The 14,647-nt window shown below is 73.2% G+C and carries 14 protein-coding genes; 7 read left to right on the top strand and 7 right to left on the bottom strand.

What is annotated here, in order from left to right; all coding sequences use genetic code 11:
• Positions 1 to 13 precede the first annotated feature (13 nt).
• Genes PT931_RS11650 through PT931_RS11635 form a run of 4 tightly spaced genes read right to left on the bottom strand, consistent with a single transcriptional unit; the run spans position 14 to position 3,798 of the window.
• A complete protein-coding gene (locus tag PT931_RS11650; protein WP_456245745.1) occupies positions 14 to 1,192 on the bottom strand; it encodes a glycosyltransferase family 4 protein in 1,179 nt (392 codons plus the stop codon).
• The gene (locus PT931_RS11645; protein ID WP_456245744.1) at positions 1,192 to 1,722 is read right to left on the bottom strand and encodes a DapH/DapD/GlmU-related protein; all 531 of its coding nucleotides are present in this window, start codon (positions 1,720 to 1,722) and stop codon (positions 1,192 to 1,194) included. Before PT931_RS11645 ends, PT931_RS11650 begins: the two co-directional genes overlap by 1 nt.
• Positions 1,719 to 2,654 carry an NAD-dependent epimerase/dehydratase family protein gene (locus tag PT931_RS11640; protein ID WP_456245743.1) on the bottom strand — a complete coding sequence of 312 codons (936 nt, stop codon included), beginning with the start codon at positions 2,652 to 2,654 and terminating at the stop codon, positions 1,719 to 1,721. Before PT931_RS11640 ends, PT931_RS11645 begins: the two co-directional genes overlap by 4 nt.
• Before the next feature lies 1 nt (position 2,655).
• Complete coding sequence (locus tag PT931_RS11635) at positions 2,656 to 3,798, bottom strand: DegT/DnrJ/EryC1/StrS family aminotransferase (protein ID WP_456245742.1); 1,143 nt, start codon at positions 3,796 to 3,798, stop codon at positions 2,656 to 2,658.
• Between the two features lie 225 nt (positions 3,799 to 4,023).
• On the opposite strand from PT931_RS11635, the gene lhgO reads away from it, so the two are divergent.
• Positions 4,024 to 5,214: an L-2-hydroxyglutarate oxidase gene (lhgO, locus tag PT931_RS11630; RefSeq protein ID WP_456245741.1), complete on the top strand. Its 1,191-nt coding sequence runs from the start codon at positions 4,024 to 4,026 to the stop codon at positions 5,212 to 5,214.
• A 90-nt stretch (positions 5,215 to 5,304) separates the two neighbouring features.
• Positions 5,305 to 5,913, top strand: a complete 609-nt coding sequence (locus PT931_RS11625; RefSeq protein ID WP_456245740.1) for a hypothetical protein — start codon at positions 5,305 to 5,307, stop codon at positions 5,911 to 5,913.
• Between the two features lie 151 nt (positions 5,914 to 6,064).
• Here PT931_RS11625 and PT931_RS11620 read toward each other — a convergent pair whose 3' ends face one another.
• Positions 6,065 to 6,730, bottom strand: coding sequence for an iron dependent repressor, metal binding and dimerization domain protein (locus tag PT931_RS11620; protein WP_456245739.1), 666 nt, complete (start codon positions 6,728 to 6,730; stop codon positions 6,065 to 6,067).
• 56 nt (positions 6,731 to 6,786) lie between these two features.
• On the opposite strand from PT931_RS11620, the gene PT931_RS11615 reads away from it, so the two are divergent.
• The 3 genes from PT931_RS11615 to PT931_RS11605 all read left to right on the top strand — a co-directional run bounded on the left by PT931_RS11615 (position 6,787) and on the right by PT931_RS11605 (position 11,453).
• Positions 6,787 to 7,539 (top strand): sulfurtransferase, encoded by a 753-nt coding sequence (locus PT931_RS11615; RefSeq protein ID WP_456245738.1) that lies wholly within the window; start codon positions 6,787 to 6,789, stop codon positions 7,537 to 7,539.
• Positions 7,540 to 7,543: 4 nt separating this feature from the next.
• Positions 7,544 to 8,710, top strand: a complete 1,167-nt coding sequence (locus PT931_RS11610) for an acetoin utilization protein AcuC (RefSeq protein ID WP_363726409.1) — start codon at positions 7,544 to 7,546, stop codon at positions 8,708 to 8,710.
• A 166-nt stretch (positions 8,711 to 8,876) separates the two neighbouring features.
• Complete coding sequence (locus PT931_RS11605; RefSeq protein ID WP_456245737.1) at positions 8,877 to 11,453, top strand: bifunctional acetate--CoA ligase family protein/GNAT family N-acetyltransferase; 2,577 nt, start codon at positions 8,877 to 8,879, stop codon at positions 11,451 to 11,453.
• 137 nt (positions 11,454 to 11,590) lie between these two features.
• On the opposite strand, the gene PT931_RS11600 is transcribed toward PT931_RS11605, so the two are convergent.
• Complete coding sequence (locus PT931_RS11600) at positions 11,591 to 12,508, bottom strand: sigma-70 family RNA polymerase sigma factor (RefSeq protein ID WP_456245736.1); 918 nt, start codon at positions 12,506 to 12,508, stop codon at positions 11,591 to 11,593.
• Positions 12,509 to 12,738: 230 nt separating this feature from the next.
• Between PT931_RS11600 and PT931_RS11595 the strand changes: the two genes are divergently transcribed.
• Entirely contained in the window at positions 12,739 to 13,110 is a 372-nt protein-coding gene (locus tag PT931_RS11595) for a BlaI/MecI/CopY family transcriptional regulator (protein ID WP_363726405.1), read from the top strand.
• 58 nt (positions 13,111 to 13,168) lie between these two features.
• Positions 13,169 to 14,059, top strand: a complete 891-nt coding sequence (locus tag PT931_RS11590; protein ID WP_456245735.1) for a M56 family metallopeptidase — start codon at positions 13,169 to 13,171, stop codon at positions 14,057 to 14,059.
• Positions 14,060 to 14,073: 14 nt separating this feature from the next.
• On the opposite strand, the gene PT931_RS11585 is transcribed toward PT931_RS11590, so the two are convergent.
• Positions 14,074 to 14,595, bottom strand: coding sequence for a hypothetical protein (locus PT931_RS11585; RefSeq protein ID WP_456245734.1), 522 nt, complete (start codon positions 14,593 to 14,595; stop codon positions 14,074 to 14,076).
• Between the last annotated feature and the right edge of the window lie 52 nt (positions 14,596 to 14,647).

Here is a 14,647-nt window from a genome sequence, read left to right as displayed (position 1 = left end):
CCCTCACAGGGTTTCAGCCCTCGCGGACCATCGACTCCAGCGTCTCCAGGTGCGACTTGAGCACCGAGTCCAGGGTGAACCGCTCGTGGATCAGGCGCTGGCCGCCGAGCCCGACCGCGCGCGCCCGGTCGGAGTCCGTGAGCACCTCGACCAGGGTGTCGGCGAGCGCCGCGGTGTCCCCGACCGGGGTCAGGTAGAGGTGCTCGCGGTCGCGCAGGTCGATGCCGGGGAAGTTGTCCGGCCGCACCGCCGCCACGACGGGGCAGCCGGCGCCCATGGCCTCCAGCGCGGCCGTGCCCAGCCCGAACCCGTCGAGGTCGTGGGTCTCCAGGTCGGCCGCCGCGACGTAGGCGGGGATCTCCGACTTGGGGACCGCGCCGGTCGTGATGATCGCGTGCCGGACGCCCAGCTCCTCGGCGAGCTTGAGGAACTTGTCGTAGTAGACGGTGCCGACGACGAGGACGGCGAGGTCGGGCACCTTCTCCAGGACCCGGGGCAGGGCCCTCACGAGCTGCACCCGGTCGCGGAGCGGGATGACGTGGCCGAGGGACAGCGCGATCGGGCGGTCACCCAGGCCGTGCCGCTCCCGGATGCCGGCGCCGTCCCCGTCGAGCAGCCACTGTGGATCGACCCCGACCGGGATGTACTCCAACCCGCGGACCGCCGAGCGGTACCGCTTCTGGATGTACTCCTCCATCTGCACGTCCATCACCACGAACCGGGGCTTGTACCGCCGCAGGATCGGCGCGACCAGCATCGAGTCCCCTGCCGTGAACACCGCCTGGTACGCCGCGCGCGGGCTCTCCAGCCGGGTGTGCACGCTGAGCAGGCTCGGCACGTTCCGCTTGCGCGCGTACAGCCCGCTGGCCCAGGTGAGGTCGAAGAACTGGCCGTGCTGGTGGATCACGTCGGGCCGGAACTCGTCGAGGATCCGGGTGACGGTGCGCAGCAGGGACGGCCGGACCGTGAACCCGATGTCGAAGCCGGCCACGGAGCTGGGCAGCTGCCAGGACGGCAGCCGGAGCACCCGGCACCCGCCGCGCACCTCGTCCAGCGGCGCGTCCTTGTACGTCGCGGTGAGCACCAGCACCTCGTGCCCGGCCGCCGCGTACCCGTGGGCGAGCGACTCCGACAGGTGCGCCGAGCCGCCGACGCGGGGCGGGTAGAAGTTGTTGACGACGGCGATCCGCACTAGCTGACTCCCTCGAAGCGCGTGTTCTCCCCGTCGACCACGACCGTGCCCGTGACCCGGGCGGGCACCCCCGACACCACGGTGCCGGCGGCGACGTCCCCGGTCACCACGGCCCCGGCGGCCACCACGGCCCCGTCGCCGATGGTGACGCCCATCTGGACGACCGCGTTGGCCCCGAGGAACACCCGGTCGCCGATGGTCACCGGCGCGCGGTCCACGTGCGGGTACGCCCGGCCGGACACGCAGCGGCGGGCGGTGGAGTGGGTGTAGATCTGTACCCCGCAGCTGATGTCGCAGCCGGCCCCGATGGTCAGCCCACCGGAGCCGTCGAGCACGGTGAAGGCCCCGATCCAGGTGCCCGCGCCGATCACCGGGTCCCCGCTGATCCAGGCCTGCTCGTGGTAGTCGTTCGGCGGCAGGGCCGCCGGTACCCGCCGGGCGTCCCCGGCCGCGACTACCCGCCGGGCGTCCCCGGCCGCGACGGGCCGGGTGCCCGCGGCCGTGGCGGCCGGCTGCGACTCCGTGCTCACTGCTCCAGTGCCGCCTTCACCAGCGCGGTCATGCCCTCTTCGACGGTGATCGTCGGTTCCCAGCCGAGCACCTCGCGCGCCCGGGTGATGTCGGCGGCCCGCCGGCTGACCAGCACGTCGCGGGGCACGAAGATCGGCTCGACGTCGGAGCCGAGGGCCTCGATCAGGATCCGGGCGAGCGTCGCGATGGACGTGTCGATGCCGGTACCGATGTTGATCGGCAGGTTGTCGCCCTCCGACTCCAGGGCGGCGACGACGCTGCGGGCCAGGTCGTGCACGTGGATGAAGTCCATCGACTGCTCACCCTTGCCGTCGATCGTGGGCGCCTGGCCGGCCCGGATCCGCTGGATGAACGTGTTGATGACGCTCGTGTAGTACGCCTCGATCTTCTGGCCGGGGCCGTACACGTTGAAGAAGCGCAGGGCGTTCCAGCTCAGGCCCTTGGTGCGCTGGTAGAAGCCCAGCAGGTCCTCGCCGGCCCGCTTGGAGATGCAGTACGGGGTGAGGGGGGCCAGCTCGTCGTCCTCGTGCATCGGCAGCCGCTTCGGGTCGCCGTAGACGCTCGCGGACGAGGCGAACACGAGCCGCTCGACGCCGTGGTCGGCCGCCGCCGCGAACACGTTGTTGTTGCCGACCATGTTGATGTCGATCGACTCGTACGGGTCCGCGATGGACTTGTTGATCGAGACCGTGGCGAAGTGGATGACGTGCGTGGCGCCCTTCATGGCCTGGTGCACGCCGCCGCCGTACCGCACGTCCTGCTCGATCAGCTCCACCTCGCCGGTGGCGATCAGCTCGTTGACCCGGGCCCGGTCGCCCCGGCCCATGTTGTCGAAGATCCGGATCCGGTAGTCCTTCTCCAGGAGCAGCGGGATGACGTGCAGCCCGATGAACCCGGCCCCGCCGGTGATGAAGACGGTTTTCTTCGACACTTCAGACTCCCTGGGCGACGTCGGTGACCACCGTACGGACGGCGGCGGCGACGGTCTCGATCTCAGCTTCGGTCAGGTTCGCGTGCATCGGGATGGCCAGGTGCCGGCCGAACAGGTCGGCGGACACCGGGCACTCGTTCGTCTTGCCGTACAGGGGCTGGACGTGCGAGGCGTAGGTGCCGAAGTTGCACTGCACCCCGCGGGCGCGCAGCCGCTGGGCCACCTCGCCCCGGTCGATCCCCTTGTTGATCGTGATGATGTACGCCTGCCACGGGTGCGTCCGGTCGTCCAACGCGACGGGCAGCTCGATCAACTCGAAATCGGCCAGGAGCGAGGCGTAGCGCCCCGCGATGTGCTGGCGCGCCCGGAGCAGCAGCGGCAGCCGGTCGAGCTGGGCCAGCATGATGGCGGCGGCGACGTCGGACAGCCGGTAGTTGTACCCGAGTTCGTCGAACGACGGGATCGGCAGCGCGGTGGACGCGGCCCGGTCCACGGCCGGCGCGATCCCGTAGGTGTGCAGCTTGCGGGCGTGCGCGGCCAGGTCGGCCCGGTCGGTGGTGAACGCCCCGCCCTCGCCGGCCGTGATGTTCTTCCGGCCGTGGAAGCTGAACGTGGCCACGTCGCCGAGCGAGCCGGCGGGCCGGCCCTGGTAGGAGGCCCCGGCGGCGCAGGCCGCGTCCTCGATGATGAACAGCCCGTGCCTGTCGGCGATGGCGCGCAGCTCGGCGTAGTCGGCGGGCTGGCCGGCGACGTCCACGGCCACGATGCCCCGGGTGCGCGGCGTGATCAGCGCCTCGACGGCGGCGGGGTCGATGGTCCAGATGTCCGGGCGGATGTCGGCGAAGACCGGCTTGGCGCCCGCGTACATCACGGCGTGCCCGGTGGCTGGGAACGTGTAGTCCCCGACGATCAGCTCGTCGCCCGGCTGGACGCCGAGGGTCAGCATGGCCAGGTGCAGGGCCGAGCCGCAGTTGTTGGTGGCCAGCGCGTGCGCCGTACCGGCCACGGCCGCGAACCGCTCCTCGAACCGCTGGCAGGTCGGGCCCGCGCCGGCGAGCCAGCCGGAGGCGAACACCTCGGCGATGGCCTTGAGTTCGGCCTCTCCGACCGTGGGCTGGCCGAGCGCGACGACTTCGGACGACATGGCACTCCTGAGCTCTCGGGGTCCCCGTGAGTCTATGGCCCGGTGCGGGCCGGGCTTCGCCCAGGCGGGGCGGCCAGAAGCGTCACTATTCGGGCACCGAGGGTGACCCGGGTGGCGTCGTACCCGAAAAGGGTCTTCACCGGGCTGGCACATGGCGGTAACGACACCGCGCGGTCGGGAGAATACGATCGGCCACAGCCGATCCCGGCGGGCGGAGGAAGAGATATGACCAGGTATGTAGTGATCGGTGGCGGGATCGTCGGTCTGGCCACGGCGCACCGGATCACCCAGGACCGCCCCGACGCCCAGGTCACGGTCCTGGAGAAGGAAGCCGGCTGGGGCGCGCACCAGACCGGCCACAACAGCGGCGTCATCCACGCCGGGGTGTACTACAAGCCCGGCAGCCTCAAGGCCCGCTTCGCCAAGGCCGGCAGCGTCTCGATGGTCCGGTTCTGCGAGGAGCACGGCATCGCGCACGACGTGTGCGGCAAGCTGATCGTGGCCACTTCCGCCGACGAGCTGCCCCGCCTGGAGGCGCTGCACGAACGCTCCCTGGCCAACGGGCTGCCGGTCCGCCGGATCGACGCGGCCGAGGCCCGGGAGTACGAGCCGAACGTCGCCACCGTCGGCGCCCTGCACCTCGCCTCCACCGGCATCGTCGACTACGGCCAGGTGTGCGCGAAGCTCGCCGAGCTGCTGGAGAAGGCGGGCGCGTCCCTGCGCACCGGCACCAGGGTCACCGGGCTGCGGCCCGACCGGGGCGGCGTGATCGTGGAGACGTCGGCGGGGGAGTTCCCCGCGGACGTGCTGGTCAACTGCGCCGGCCTGCACGCGGACCGGATCGCCCGGCTCGGGGGTATCGACCCGCCGGCCCGGATCATCCCGTTCCGTGGCGAATACTATGAACTGACCCCGGAACGCCGTGACCTGGTCAAGGGCCTGATCTACCCCGTGCCCGACCCGCAGTTCCCGTTCCTCGGCGTCCACCTCACCAAGATGATCGACGGCAGCGTGCACGCCGGCCCCAACGCGGTCCTGGCCCTGGCCCGCGAGGGCTACTCCTGGGGCCGGATCAACGTCCGCGACCTCGCCGGCACCCTGGCCTACCCGGGCCTGTGGCAGATCGCCCGCCGGCACCTGCGCTACGGCATGACCGAGGTCCGCCGCTCGCTGTCGAAGGCCCGGTTCGCCGAGAGCCTCGCCCGGCTGGTGCCCGCCATCACGGAGGCCGACCTGGTGAAGTCCTCGGCCGGGGTGCGCGCCCAGGCCGTGAAGCCCGACGGCGAGCTGGTCGACGACTTCCTGATCGTCGCGAAGGGCTGCCAGGTGCACGTCCTCAACGCCCCGTCCCCGGCCGCCACCGCCTCCCTGGAGATCGCCCGCCACATCGTGTCCACCCTGCCGGGGGCCCGCTAAAGATCAACCACCGTTTCTGGGTACGCCGCCGGCGCGGCCCCGGTCCGTCCGCCTCCGCCGGGTAACCTGGTCGGCTGGAGGTGACTCAACGTGAGTCTCAAGGCAACGATCGCGGCGTTCGGCGTACTGGGTGTGCTGGCCGTCTCCGGGTGCTCCGACGCCCCGAAGCAGGCCCCGCCGCCCCCGGTCGACCCCACGAAGGTCGAGTCCGCCGCCCAGCCGCCCGTGACCCCGCCGAGCAAGGCCCCGGCCTCGGCCGCCCAGCCCGCTGCGGCGGCCGGCGGCGCGTGCGGGCTGCTCGACTACGACGTGGTCGCCACCGCCCTCGGCGAGCGGTTCCAGGTCGCGGTGGCCGGCGGCACGGCCCCGGCCTCGACGTGCGTCCTCAAGCAGGTCGACAGCCGCTTCCCGGACCTGACCCTCGCGGTCGCCCCGACGAAGGCCGACGCGAAGGTGTTCACGAGCACCGTCACCCCGAAGGGCTCCGCGGCGGTCACCGGCCTCGGCAAGGCCGCCTACAGCCGCACCCTGCCCCCGGACGGCGCGGGCGGGCACACCGTCGAGGTCGGCTGGCTGTCGGCGAACAACCGGCTGCTCACGGTCCGTTACACGCTGCCGGCGGGTGGGGACGCGGCGGCGGCGGGCGCGCTGGCCCCGAAGCTGACGGACCTGGCCAAGCAGATCGACGCCAAAAAGTAACCGACGGACCCGTCGGTGGGCCCGGGAACGCCCCGGTCGGGGTGTCCGCGTCGGTCCGCGCGGCGGGTGGACCCTGCCGCGCGGCACCCGTCGGACGCGAAAGGTCCCCGCACCAGCCGGTGCGGGGACCTTCGACGTCGTCTGTCTGTACCTAGGAGACGAAGACCCGGCTCGCGATGTCCCGGGTCAGCTTCACCGTCGCGTCCTGCGACACCACGGTCACCCCCGACCGGTCACCGGAGACGGTCACCGACGCGCCCGGGTTGATCCCCGCGTTGTGCAGCTCGCGGAGCGCCTCGCCGTCGACCTGCACGCTCTCGCAGATCCGCACGACGGTCACCGGGCCGACCAGGCCGGTGGAGGCCAGGTTGCGCTCGGTGGACGGCTGCTCGGCGTCGCCACCGAAGATCTCCAGGCCGGGGATCGGGTTCCCGTACGGCGAGCGGGTCGGGCGTTTGAGCAGGTCGTAGACCTTGCGCTCGACCGCGTCGCTCATCACGTGCTCCCACCGGCAGGCCTCTTCGTGGGCCTCCTCGTACGGCAGGCCGATCACGTCGACGAGCAGCAGCTCGGCGAGGCGGTGCTTGCGCATGACGGCGACCGCGTGCTCGCGGCCCGCGGCGGTCAGCTCGAGGTGCCGGTCGTCCTGGACGTGCACCAGGCCGTCGCGTTCCATCCGGGCCACGGTCTGGCTCACGGTGGGACCGCTCTGGTGCAGCCGTTCGGCGATCCGGGCACGGAGTGCCGGAACACCCTCCTCTTCGAGCTCGAGGATGGTGCGGAGATACATCTCTGTGGTGTCAACCAGCTCATTCACGGCGTGCGCCCTCCCGTGGAGACAATGCTACCTGTCGGCTACGACAGACTGTGGTGGTGAGCCCACTGCTGAAGGCCGCCGAGCTGGCCGAATATTCCCCGTTGACCTTACTTGACGTCCGCTGGCGCCTCATGGGGCAGCCTGGGCGGTCCGACTACCTCGCCGGCCATCTGCCGGGTGCTGTCTTCGTTGACCTCGACACCGATCTTAGTGGCGCTCCCGGCGCGGCCGGCCGGCACCCGCTGCCGACTCCGTCACACCTCCAGGAGGCGCTCCGGTCCGCCGGGGTTCGCCAGGATCGTCCGGTTCTGGTGTACGACGCGGGGGACGGCCTCGCCGCCGGCCGCGCCTGGTGGACGCTGCGCTGGGCGGGCCTGACCGAGGTGTACGTCCTCGACGGCGGGTTCGCCGCCTGGACCGGCGAGGTCAGCACGCGGATCCCGACCCCCGAGCGCGGTGACGTGGTGGTCACGCCCGGTTCGATGCCGACCGTGGACGCGGCGGGCGCGCTGGCACTGGCCGGGAAGGGCCGGCTGTTCGACGTGCGGGCCGCCGAGCGGTTCCGGGGCGAGGTCGAGCCGATCGACAAGGTCGCCGGCCACATCCCGGGTGCCCGCAACCGTCCGATTCCCGACGGCCCCGACTACGGGCCGAAGGACGAGCCTCTCGCGTTGTACTGCGGGAGCGGCGTCACCGCCGCGCAGGCCGCTCTGGCGGCCACGCTCGCCGGGTACACCCCGAGTGTCTATGTGGGGTCCTGGAGCGAGTGGATCAGTGACCCCGACCGGCCGGTGGCTTTGGGAGAATGACCCTGTGACCGTATTGATCTGGAGCGACGGGCTCCGGGGCTACGACCTCGGTGAGCACCCGCTGGACCCGGTGCGCCTGGAGCTGACCGTGGCGCTCGCCGACGAGCTGGGCGTGCTGCGCGGGCTCACCGTGCGCGAGCCCCGGCCGGCCGACGAGGCGACCCTGCGCCGGGTGCACAGCGCGGAGTACCTGGCGGCGGTGCGCCGGGCACCCGACGAGCTGGTGTTCCACGGCTACGGCCTGGGCACGGCCGACACCCCCTGCTTCGACGACATGTACGCGGCCAGCGCCCTGATCGCCGGCGCCACCGTGCAGGCCGCCGAGGCCGTGTGGTCGGGGGAGACGAAGCGCGCGGTGAGCATCGCGGGCGGCCTGCACCACGCGTTCTCGGACGCGGCGGCCGGGTTCTGCGTGTTCAACGACCCTGCGGTGGCCATCGCCCGGCTGCTGGACCTGGGCGCGGAGCGCGTCGCGTACGTGGACATCGACGTGCACCACGGCGACGGCGTGCAGGCCATCTTCTACGACGACCCGCGGGTGCTCACGGTGAGCCTGCACGAGACGGGGTACGCGCTGTTCCCCGGCACCGGGTTCGCCGCCGAGACCGGCGGGCCGGGCGCGGAGGGCTCGGCGGTCAACGTGGCCCTGCCGCCCGGTACGGACGACGCCGCCTGGCTGCGCGCCTTCCACGCCGTGGTGCCCGGGGTGCTGCGCGCCTTCAAGCCGCAGATCCTGATCACCCAGTGCGGGGCCGACACCCACCTGCTCGACCCCCTCGCGGACCTGCGGCTCACGGTCGACGGCCAGCGCGCCGCGTACGTGGCCCTGCGCGGGCTCGCCGACGAGCTGTGCGACGGCCGTTGGGTCGCGACCGGCGGCGGGGGCTACTCGCTGTCCTCGGCCGTGCCCCGGGCGTGGACCCACCTGCTCGCCGTCGCGTCCGGCCAGGAACTCGACCCGTTGACCCCGGTTCCGGCCCGCTGGAAGAAGCTCGCCCACCAGCGCCGGCCGCACGACGACCTGCCGCTGCGGATGACCGACGACGGGTCGGGGCGCTACACCCCCTGGCAGCCGGGGCTCGAACCCGACTCGCTGGACCGGGCGATCATGGCCACCCGCCGGGCCGTGTACCCCCTGCACGGTCTGGATCCGATGGATGTCCGGGACTGACCCGGCGCGGCCCGGCGACCCCGAACCGACCGCTCCCCGAACCCCGACCTCACCCGGCGGCCCGGACCGGCGCCCGACACCGCCCGGCGGCCCGGACCGGCGCCCGACACCGCCCGGCGGCCCGGACCGGCGCCCGGTCCCGGACCCCGGCCCGGACGGCTCCACGGTGCCCGACCGCTACCCCGCGCACCGGGCCGCCGACGTGCTCCTCGCCGACGGCGGCACCGTCCACCTGCGCCCCATCCGCCCCTCCGACGGCCCCGAGCTGCGCAGATTCCACTCCCGACTGTCGCAGCGCACCCGCTACTACCGGTACTTCTCCGCCTACCCCCGGATCCCCGACCGCGACCTGGCCCGGTTCACCACTGTGGACCACCACGCCCGCGAGGCGCTGGTCGCCGAGCTGGGCGAGGACCTGATCGCCGTCGGCCGCTACGACCGCCTCGACACGGCCGCCGACGACGGGGTCAAGGCCCGCGCCGAGGTGGCGTTCGTGGTGGAGGACGCGCACCAGAGCCGGGGGATCGGTTCGATCCTGCTGGAACACCTGGCCGCCGCCGCCCGGGAGGAGGGCATCGAACAGTTCGTCGCGGAGGTGCTCCCCGAGAACGGCGGCATGCTCCGGGTCTTCTCCGACGCCGGCTACCAGGTCGACCGGTCCTACGCCGACGGCGTCGTGCACCTCGTCTTCGACAACGCCCCCACCGAGGCGTCGATCCGGATCGCCCGGGAACGCGAGTCGCGCACCGAGGCCGCGTCGATCTCCCGGCTGCTCACCCCGCGCGGGGTGGCCGTGTTCGGCGCGTCCACCCGGGTACCCGGGATCGGGTACACCCTGCTGCGGAGCCTGCGCACCGGCGGCTACACCGGCCAGATCTACCCGGTGCACCCCCGGGCCCGCACCGTGCAGGGCCTGCCCGCCCACCGCTCGGTCCGCGACGTGCCCGGCCCGGTCGACCTGGCCATCGTGGCCGTGCCCGCCGCCGGGGTGCCGCAGATCGTCGAGGACTGCGCGGCCGTCGGCGTGCACGGCCTGGTCATCGTCTCCAGCGGGTTCGCCGAGACCGGCGCGCCCGAGGGGATCGGGGCCCAGTTGGAGATCGTCCGCGAGGCCCGGCTGCGCGGGATGCGGATCATCGGCCCCAACTGCCTCGGGATCGCCAACACCGACCCGGACGTCCGGCTCAACGCCACCCTCGCGCCCCAGCTGCCCGAACCGGGCCGGGTCGGCTTCTTCTGCCAGTCCGGCGCGCTCGGCGTGGCCCTGCTGGCCGAGGCGGGCCGCCGGGGGCTCGGGCTGTCGAGCTTCGTGTCCGCCGGCAACCGGGCGGACGTGTCGGGCAACGACCTTCTCCAGTACTGGCAGGCCGACCCGCACACCGACGTCGTCCTGCTGTACCTGGAGACGTTCGGCAACCCGCGCAAGTTCGCCCGGCTGGCCCGGGGCATCAGCCGGGACAAGCCCATCGTCGCCGTGGCCGCCCGGCGCAGCGACACCGGCCCGAACGAGCGCGGCGTCGAGGCGCTGTTCGCCCAGTCCGGGGTGATCCGGGTCGACACCGTCGCCGAACTGTTCGACACCGGGCTGCTGCTCGCCCGCCAACCCCTGCCGGCCGGCGACCGGGTCGCGATCGTCGGCAACACCGCCGCCCTGGGCCTGGTCGCCGCGCAGGCGGGGGAGTCGGCCGGCCTGCGGGTCGCGCGCGGCTACCCCCTGGAGGTCGACACCGCCGCCCCCGGCCCGGAACTGGCCGCCGCCCTACGCGCCGCGAACGCCGACCCGGCCGTGGACGCGATCGTCGCCGTGTTCGTCCCGCCGCTGGTCGGCACCGCCGCCGGGTACGCCGACGTGCTCGTCGCCGAGGCCGGCCCCAAGCCGGTCGTGGCCGCGTTCGTCGCCGAAGGGGTCGGTGCCCCCGTCGACCGGCCGGCCCCGGACGAGACGCGCGACGAGTCCACGGCCCCGGTCGTCCCGCACTACCACTCGGTGGAGGCCGCGGTGGCCGCCCTGGGCCGGGTCGCCCGGTACGCGGCCTGGCGGCGCACCCCGGCTGAGCTGCCCGAACAGCCCGGGGTGGCGGCGGTGGCCGTCGAGCCGGGCGAGCTGCTGTCGGCGTACGACATCAGGGTCCTGCCCGCGAGAACGGCCCGGGGCGGCGCCGGCACCCTCGCGGCGGCGGCGGAGCTGGGCTACCCGGTCGCGGTCAAGATCGCGTCGGCCGAACTGCGGCACCGCCTGGACCTCGGTGCGGTCCGGCTGAACCTGGCCACCCCGGCCGAGGTGTCCCGCGCGGTCGCCGAGCTGGCCGAACGCTTCGGCCCCGCCGAGCCGCTCCTGGTCCAGCCGATGGCGCTGCCCGGTATCGCGTGCGTCGTCGAGGTCGTCGAGGACCCGTCCTTCGGCCCGATCGTCGGCTTCGGACTCGCGGGCCTGCACACCGAGCTCCTCGGCGACCGGGCCTGGCGCGCCGCCCCGCTGACCAGGGTCGACGCGTCGGAACTCCTGCGCGCACCCCTGGCGGCACCCCTGCTGTTCGGGTACGGCGGCGGCCCCGTCGTCGACATCGACGCCCTCACCGACCTGCTGGTCCGGGTCGGCCAGCTCGCGGACGCCACCCCGGCCCTGCACCGCCTGGAACTCAACCCGGTGATCGTCGGCGCCTCCGGGGTGGTGGCCCTGCACGCGAGTGTGGAACTCGGCACCCCGGAACCCCGCTCGGACACGGGCCCCCGCCGGATGTGACCGGCCATGTGCGACGAACGCCCGAGAAGGCACTGCCGGTGGGCGACAGCGCCCTCTCGGGCGTTCGTGGCGGATCCCGGACACCGGGTGAGCCGTTGTTCTCGATCTAGGGCGAGGTGCCCGTCAGCGGGTCCCTCCTAGGCATAGCTGAGGAGGCGGTCGGAGCGCTCCGGCTGGCGGAGCTTCTTCAGCGTCTCCTGCTCGATCTGCCGGATCCGCTCCCGGGACAGCCCGAACTCCTTGCCGACCTCCTCCAGCGTGCGCTGCCGGCCGTCGTCGAGGCCGTAGCGCAGCCGGATCACGGCCTGCTCCCGGGTGGACAGGGTGGACAGCACCATGCCCATCTCGCTGCGCAGCTCCAGCGCGGCGGCGGCCTCGCCCACCTCGGTGGTCGGCACCGCGACCTGGAGCAGGTCGCCGAGGCAGCTGTCGCCGTCCTCGCCGACCGGGGTGTCCAGGCTGATCGGCTCCCGGTTGTAGGACAGCAGCTCCAGCACGTTGTGCGTCTCGATCTCCAGCAGCGCGGCGATCTCGGCGACGCTCGGCTCGCGGCCCAGCTCGATGGTGAGCGCGCGCTGGGCGCGGGTCAGCTTGGCCAGCTGCTCGACCATGTGCATCGGGATCCGGATCGTGCGGCCCTGGTCGGACAGCGCGCGGCTGAGTGCCTGCCGGATCCACCAGGTGGCGTAGGTGGAGAACTTGTAGCCCTTGGCGTAGTCGAACTTCTCCACGGCCCGGATCAGGCCGATGTTGCCCTCCTGGATCAGGTCCAGCAGGGCCAGACCCTTTCCGGTGTACCGCTTGGCGATGCTCACCACGAGCCGCAGGTTGGCCTCGAGCATCCGGTTCTTCGCCCGCTGGCCCTCGTTGCGGATGACGACCAGGTCGAAGTCGTCGGAACCCTGACTGAGCTTCTCGTCGGCGAACAGCCCGGCCTCGATGCTCTTGGCCAGCGTCACCTCGTCCTCGGCGGTGAGCAGTGGGATCTTGCCGATCCCGTTCAGGTAGGCCCGAACCAGATCACTCGTGATACCGGACTCCTGCGTCTCCAACACCTTGCTCGTCTCCCCGTGTCCGTTTCAACGTATGCGGCTAAGAGTGGACTGCCGAGCGTTAAACGGAGGTAAGGCGACGGGGAGGTGGCACGAAGTGGGGATCTTTTCTACCGGCTGTAGAATCGGCGCACGCCCGGTTCCCGGATCGCCGGGGACAACCCTGACAAACCCCAATTTCGGGGTACGCCGGGGAGGAAAGCGCCGTCACGTCTTCGGAAAGGTCGCCCCGCATGGCTCGGCTCGGTGAACTGGAGCACGCCGTCATGGAGGTGCTGTGGTCGGCCGGTGCGCCGTGCACCGCCAGGGACATCCTCGACGCCCTCCCCGACCGGGGGCTCGCCGCCACCACCGTGCTCACGGTGCTGTCCCGGCTGGAGCGCAAGCAGCTCGTCGGGCGGGACCGGGACGGCCGGGCGCACCGGTACCGGCCCGTGGCCGGCCGCGAGGACCACATCGCCGCCCTGATGCGCGAGGCCCTCGACGGGGCCGCCGACAGGGGCGCCGCCCTGGCCCGGTTCGCCGACCAGGTGGACGACGCCGACGTCGAGGCGCTGGAGCTGGCGCTGCGCGAGGCGGTGCGCCGCCGCCAGGCCCTGGCATGATCCCCCGGCACCGGTCGCCCGGTGACCCGGTGGGCGACCGCGCGGGCGGCGGTACCCGATGACGGCTCTCGCTCTGGCCCTGTTGGCCCTGGTCCTGCTCTGGCCCGCGCCGCTCCTCCTGGCCCGGGCCCGGTGGACCTACCGTGAGCCCCGTGCCGCCCTCGTCCTCTGGCAGGCGATCGGGCTCGCCGCAGGCCTGGCGCTGATCGGCGCGGCGGTCGCGGTCGCGCTCGCCCCGCTCGGCGGTGGCCTGTTCGACGGGCTCGCGGCGCTGGCCCGGGGCACCGGCCGGCTCCCGACCGCCCACACCGTGCTGTTCCTCGTCGCCCTCGGCCTGCTGACCTGGCTGGCGGGCGTCCTGGTGTACCGGTTCCTCGCCACCCTCTGGGTCCGCCGCCGGCACCGCGAACTCCTCGACCTCGTCGCCGACCCGTGGCCCGGCCAGGCCGGCGGCCGGGTGCTGGCCCACCCGCGCGCCGTCGCGTACTGCCTGCCCGGGGCCGGTTCCCGCGTCGTCCTCAGCTCGGGCGCGCTCGACCTGCTCGACCCGCAGGAACTCGACGCGGTCGTCGCCCACGAACGCGCCCACCTCGCCGAGCGCCACGACCTGGTCGTGCTCCCGTTCGCGGCGTGGCGGACGGCGCTGCCCGGCCTGCCCGGCGTCCGGCACGCCCGCCCGGCCGTCGCGACCCTGGTGGAGATGCTCGCCGACGACCGGGCGTGCGCGGTGTGCGACCGGGCGGCGCTCGCCACGGCCCTGGCCAGGGTCGGTACGGCGGCGGCACCCGAGGGGGCGCTGGCGGCGACGGGCCGGGCGACCCTGGAACGGGTCCAGCGCCTGCTCGACCCGCCCGCCCCGTCCCCGCTGCTGCGGTTCGGGTGTTACGCCGGGGCGGCGGCCCTGCTGGCGGTCCCGACCCTGGCCCTGCTGGCGGGCTGGTCGGGCTGAGCACCGCCGCGCGGTCAGGCCGAGTCCCGGGCCGCCTCGCAGTAACGGACCGTGGCGCGGTGCAGAACCAGGTAGAGGAGCGCGGCGGGGAGCAGGATCCGCAGGAAGCCCAGCGTCAGCAGCACGGGGGCGGGCACCACCGGGGGCCCGCCGATCGGCAGCATCCTGGAGCTCACCGCCACGGTGAACAGCGCGGACATGCCGAGCAGGATGAGCACCACGGCGAAGGCCCGGAGCCTGCGGCGGGCGACGTCGTGGCCGCGGAGGAGGCGCGTCCCGTGCCGGACCGCCATGAACACGACCACGGCGACCAGGAGGAGGGCGACCAGCTTCATCGGTGGGCTGGCCGACCGGATACCGGTCAGGCCGAGGGCGCGGAACGCCTGGTCGATGGCGTAGGCGGCCGCGCTGGCGAAGGCCAGGACGGCGGCGGCCGTCACGGTGCGGGGCCGTCGCGGCCGAGGTGGCGCGGGTGGGGCTGGCACGGTGTAACCGGTGGCGGGGACGTCGTGCTCCGTCATCACGGTGCTCCTCATGGTGTGTCGCGGCAGCCTATCGACCGGTCGCCGGTTCCGCTGCCCCGGTGGC

The sequence above is a fragment of the Longispora urticae genome (genome assembly GCF_053902585.1).
Note: the sequence above shows the minus strand (reverse complement) of the source record. Positions and strands in the feature narration are given on the sequence as shown.

What these genes read in the sequence shown, in the direction of transcription:
- PT931_RS11590 (WP_456245735.1), top strand. Translation starts at nt 13,169, where the DNA reads ATGACGGCTCTCGCTCTGGCCCTGTTGGCCCTGGTCCTGCTCTGGCCC.
- PT931_RS11635 (WP_456245742.1), bottom strand. Translation starts at nt 3,798, where the DNA reads ATGTCGTCCGAAGTCGTCGCGCTCGGCCAGCCCACGGTCGGAGAGGCC.
- PT931_RS11595 (WP_363726405.1), top strand. Translation starts at nt 12,739, where the DNA reads ATGGCTCGGCTCGGTGAACTGGAGCACGCCGTCATGGAGGTGCTGTGG.
- lhgO (WP_456245741.1), top strand. Translation starts at nt 4,024, where the DNA reads ATGACCAGGTATGTAGTGATCGGTGGCGGGATCGTCGGTCTGGCCACG.
- PT931_RS11585 (WP_456245734.1), bottom strand. Translation starts at nt 14,595, where the DNA reads ATGAGGAGCACCGTGATGACGGAGCACGACGTCCCCGCCACCGGTTAC.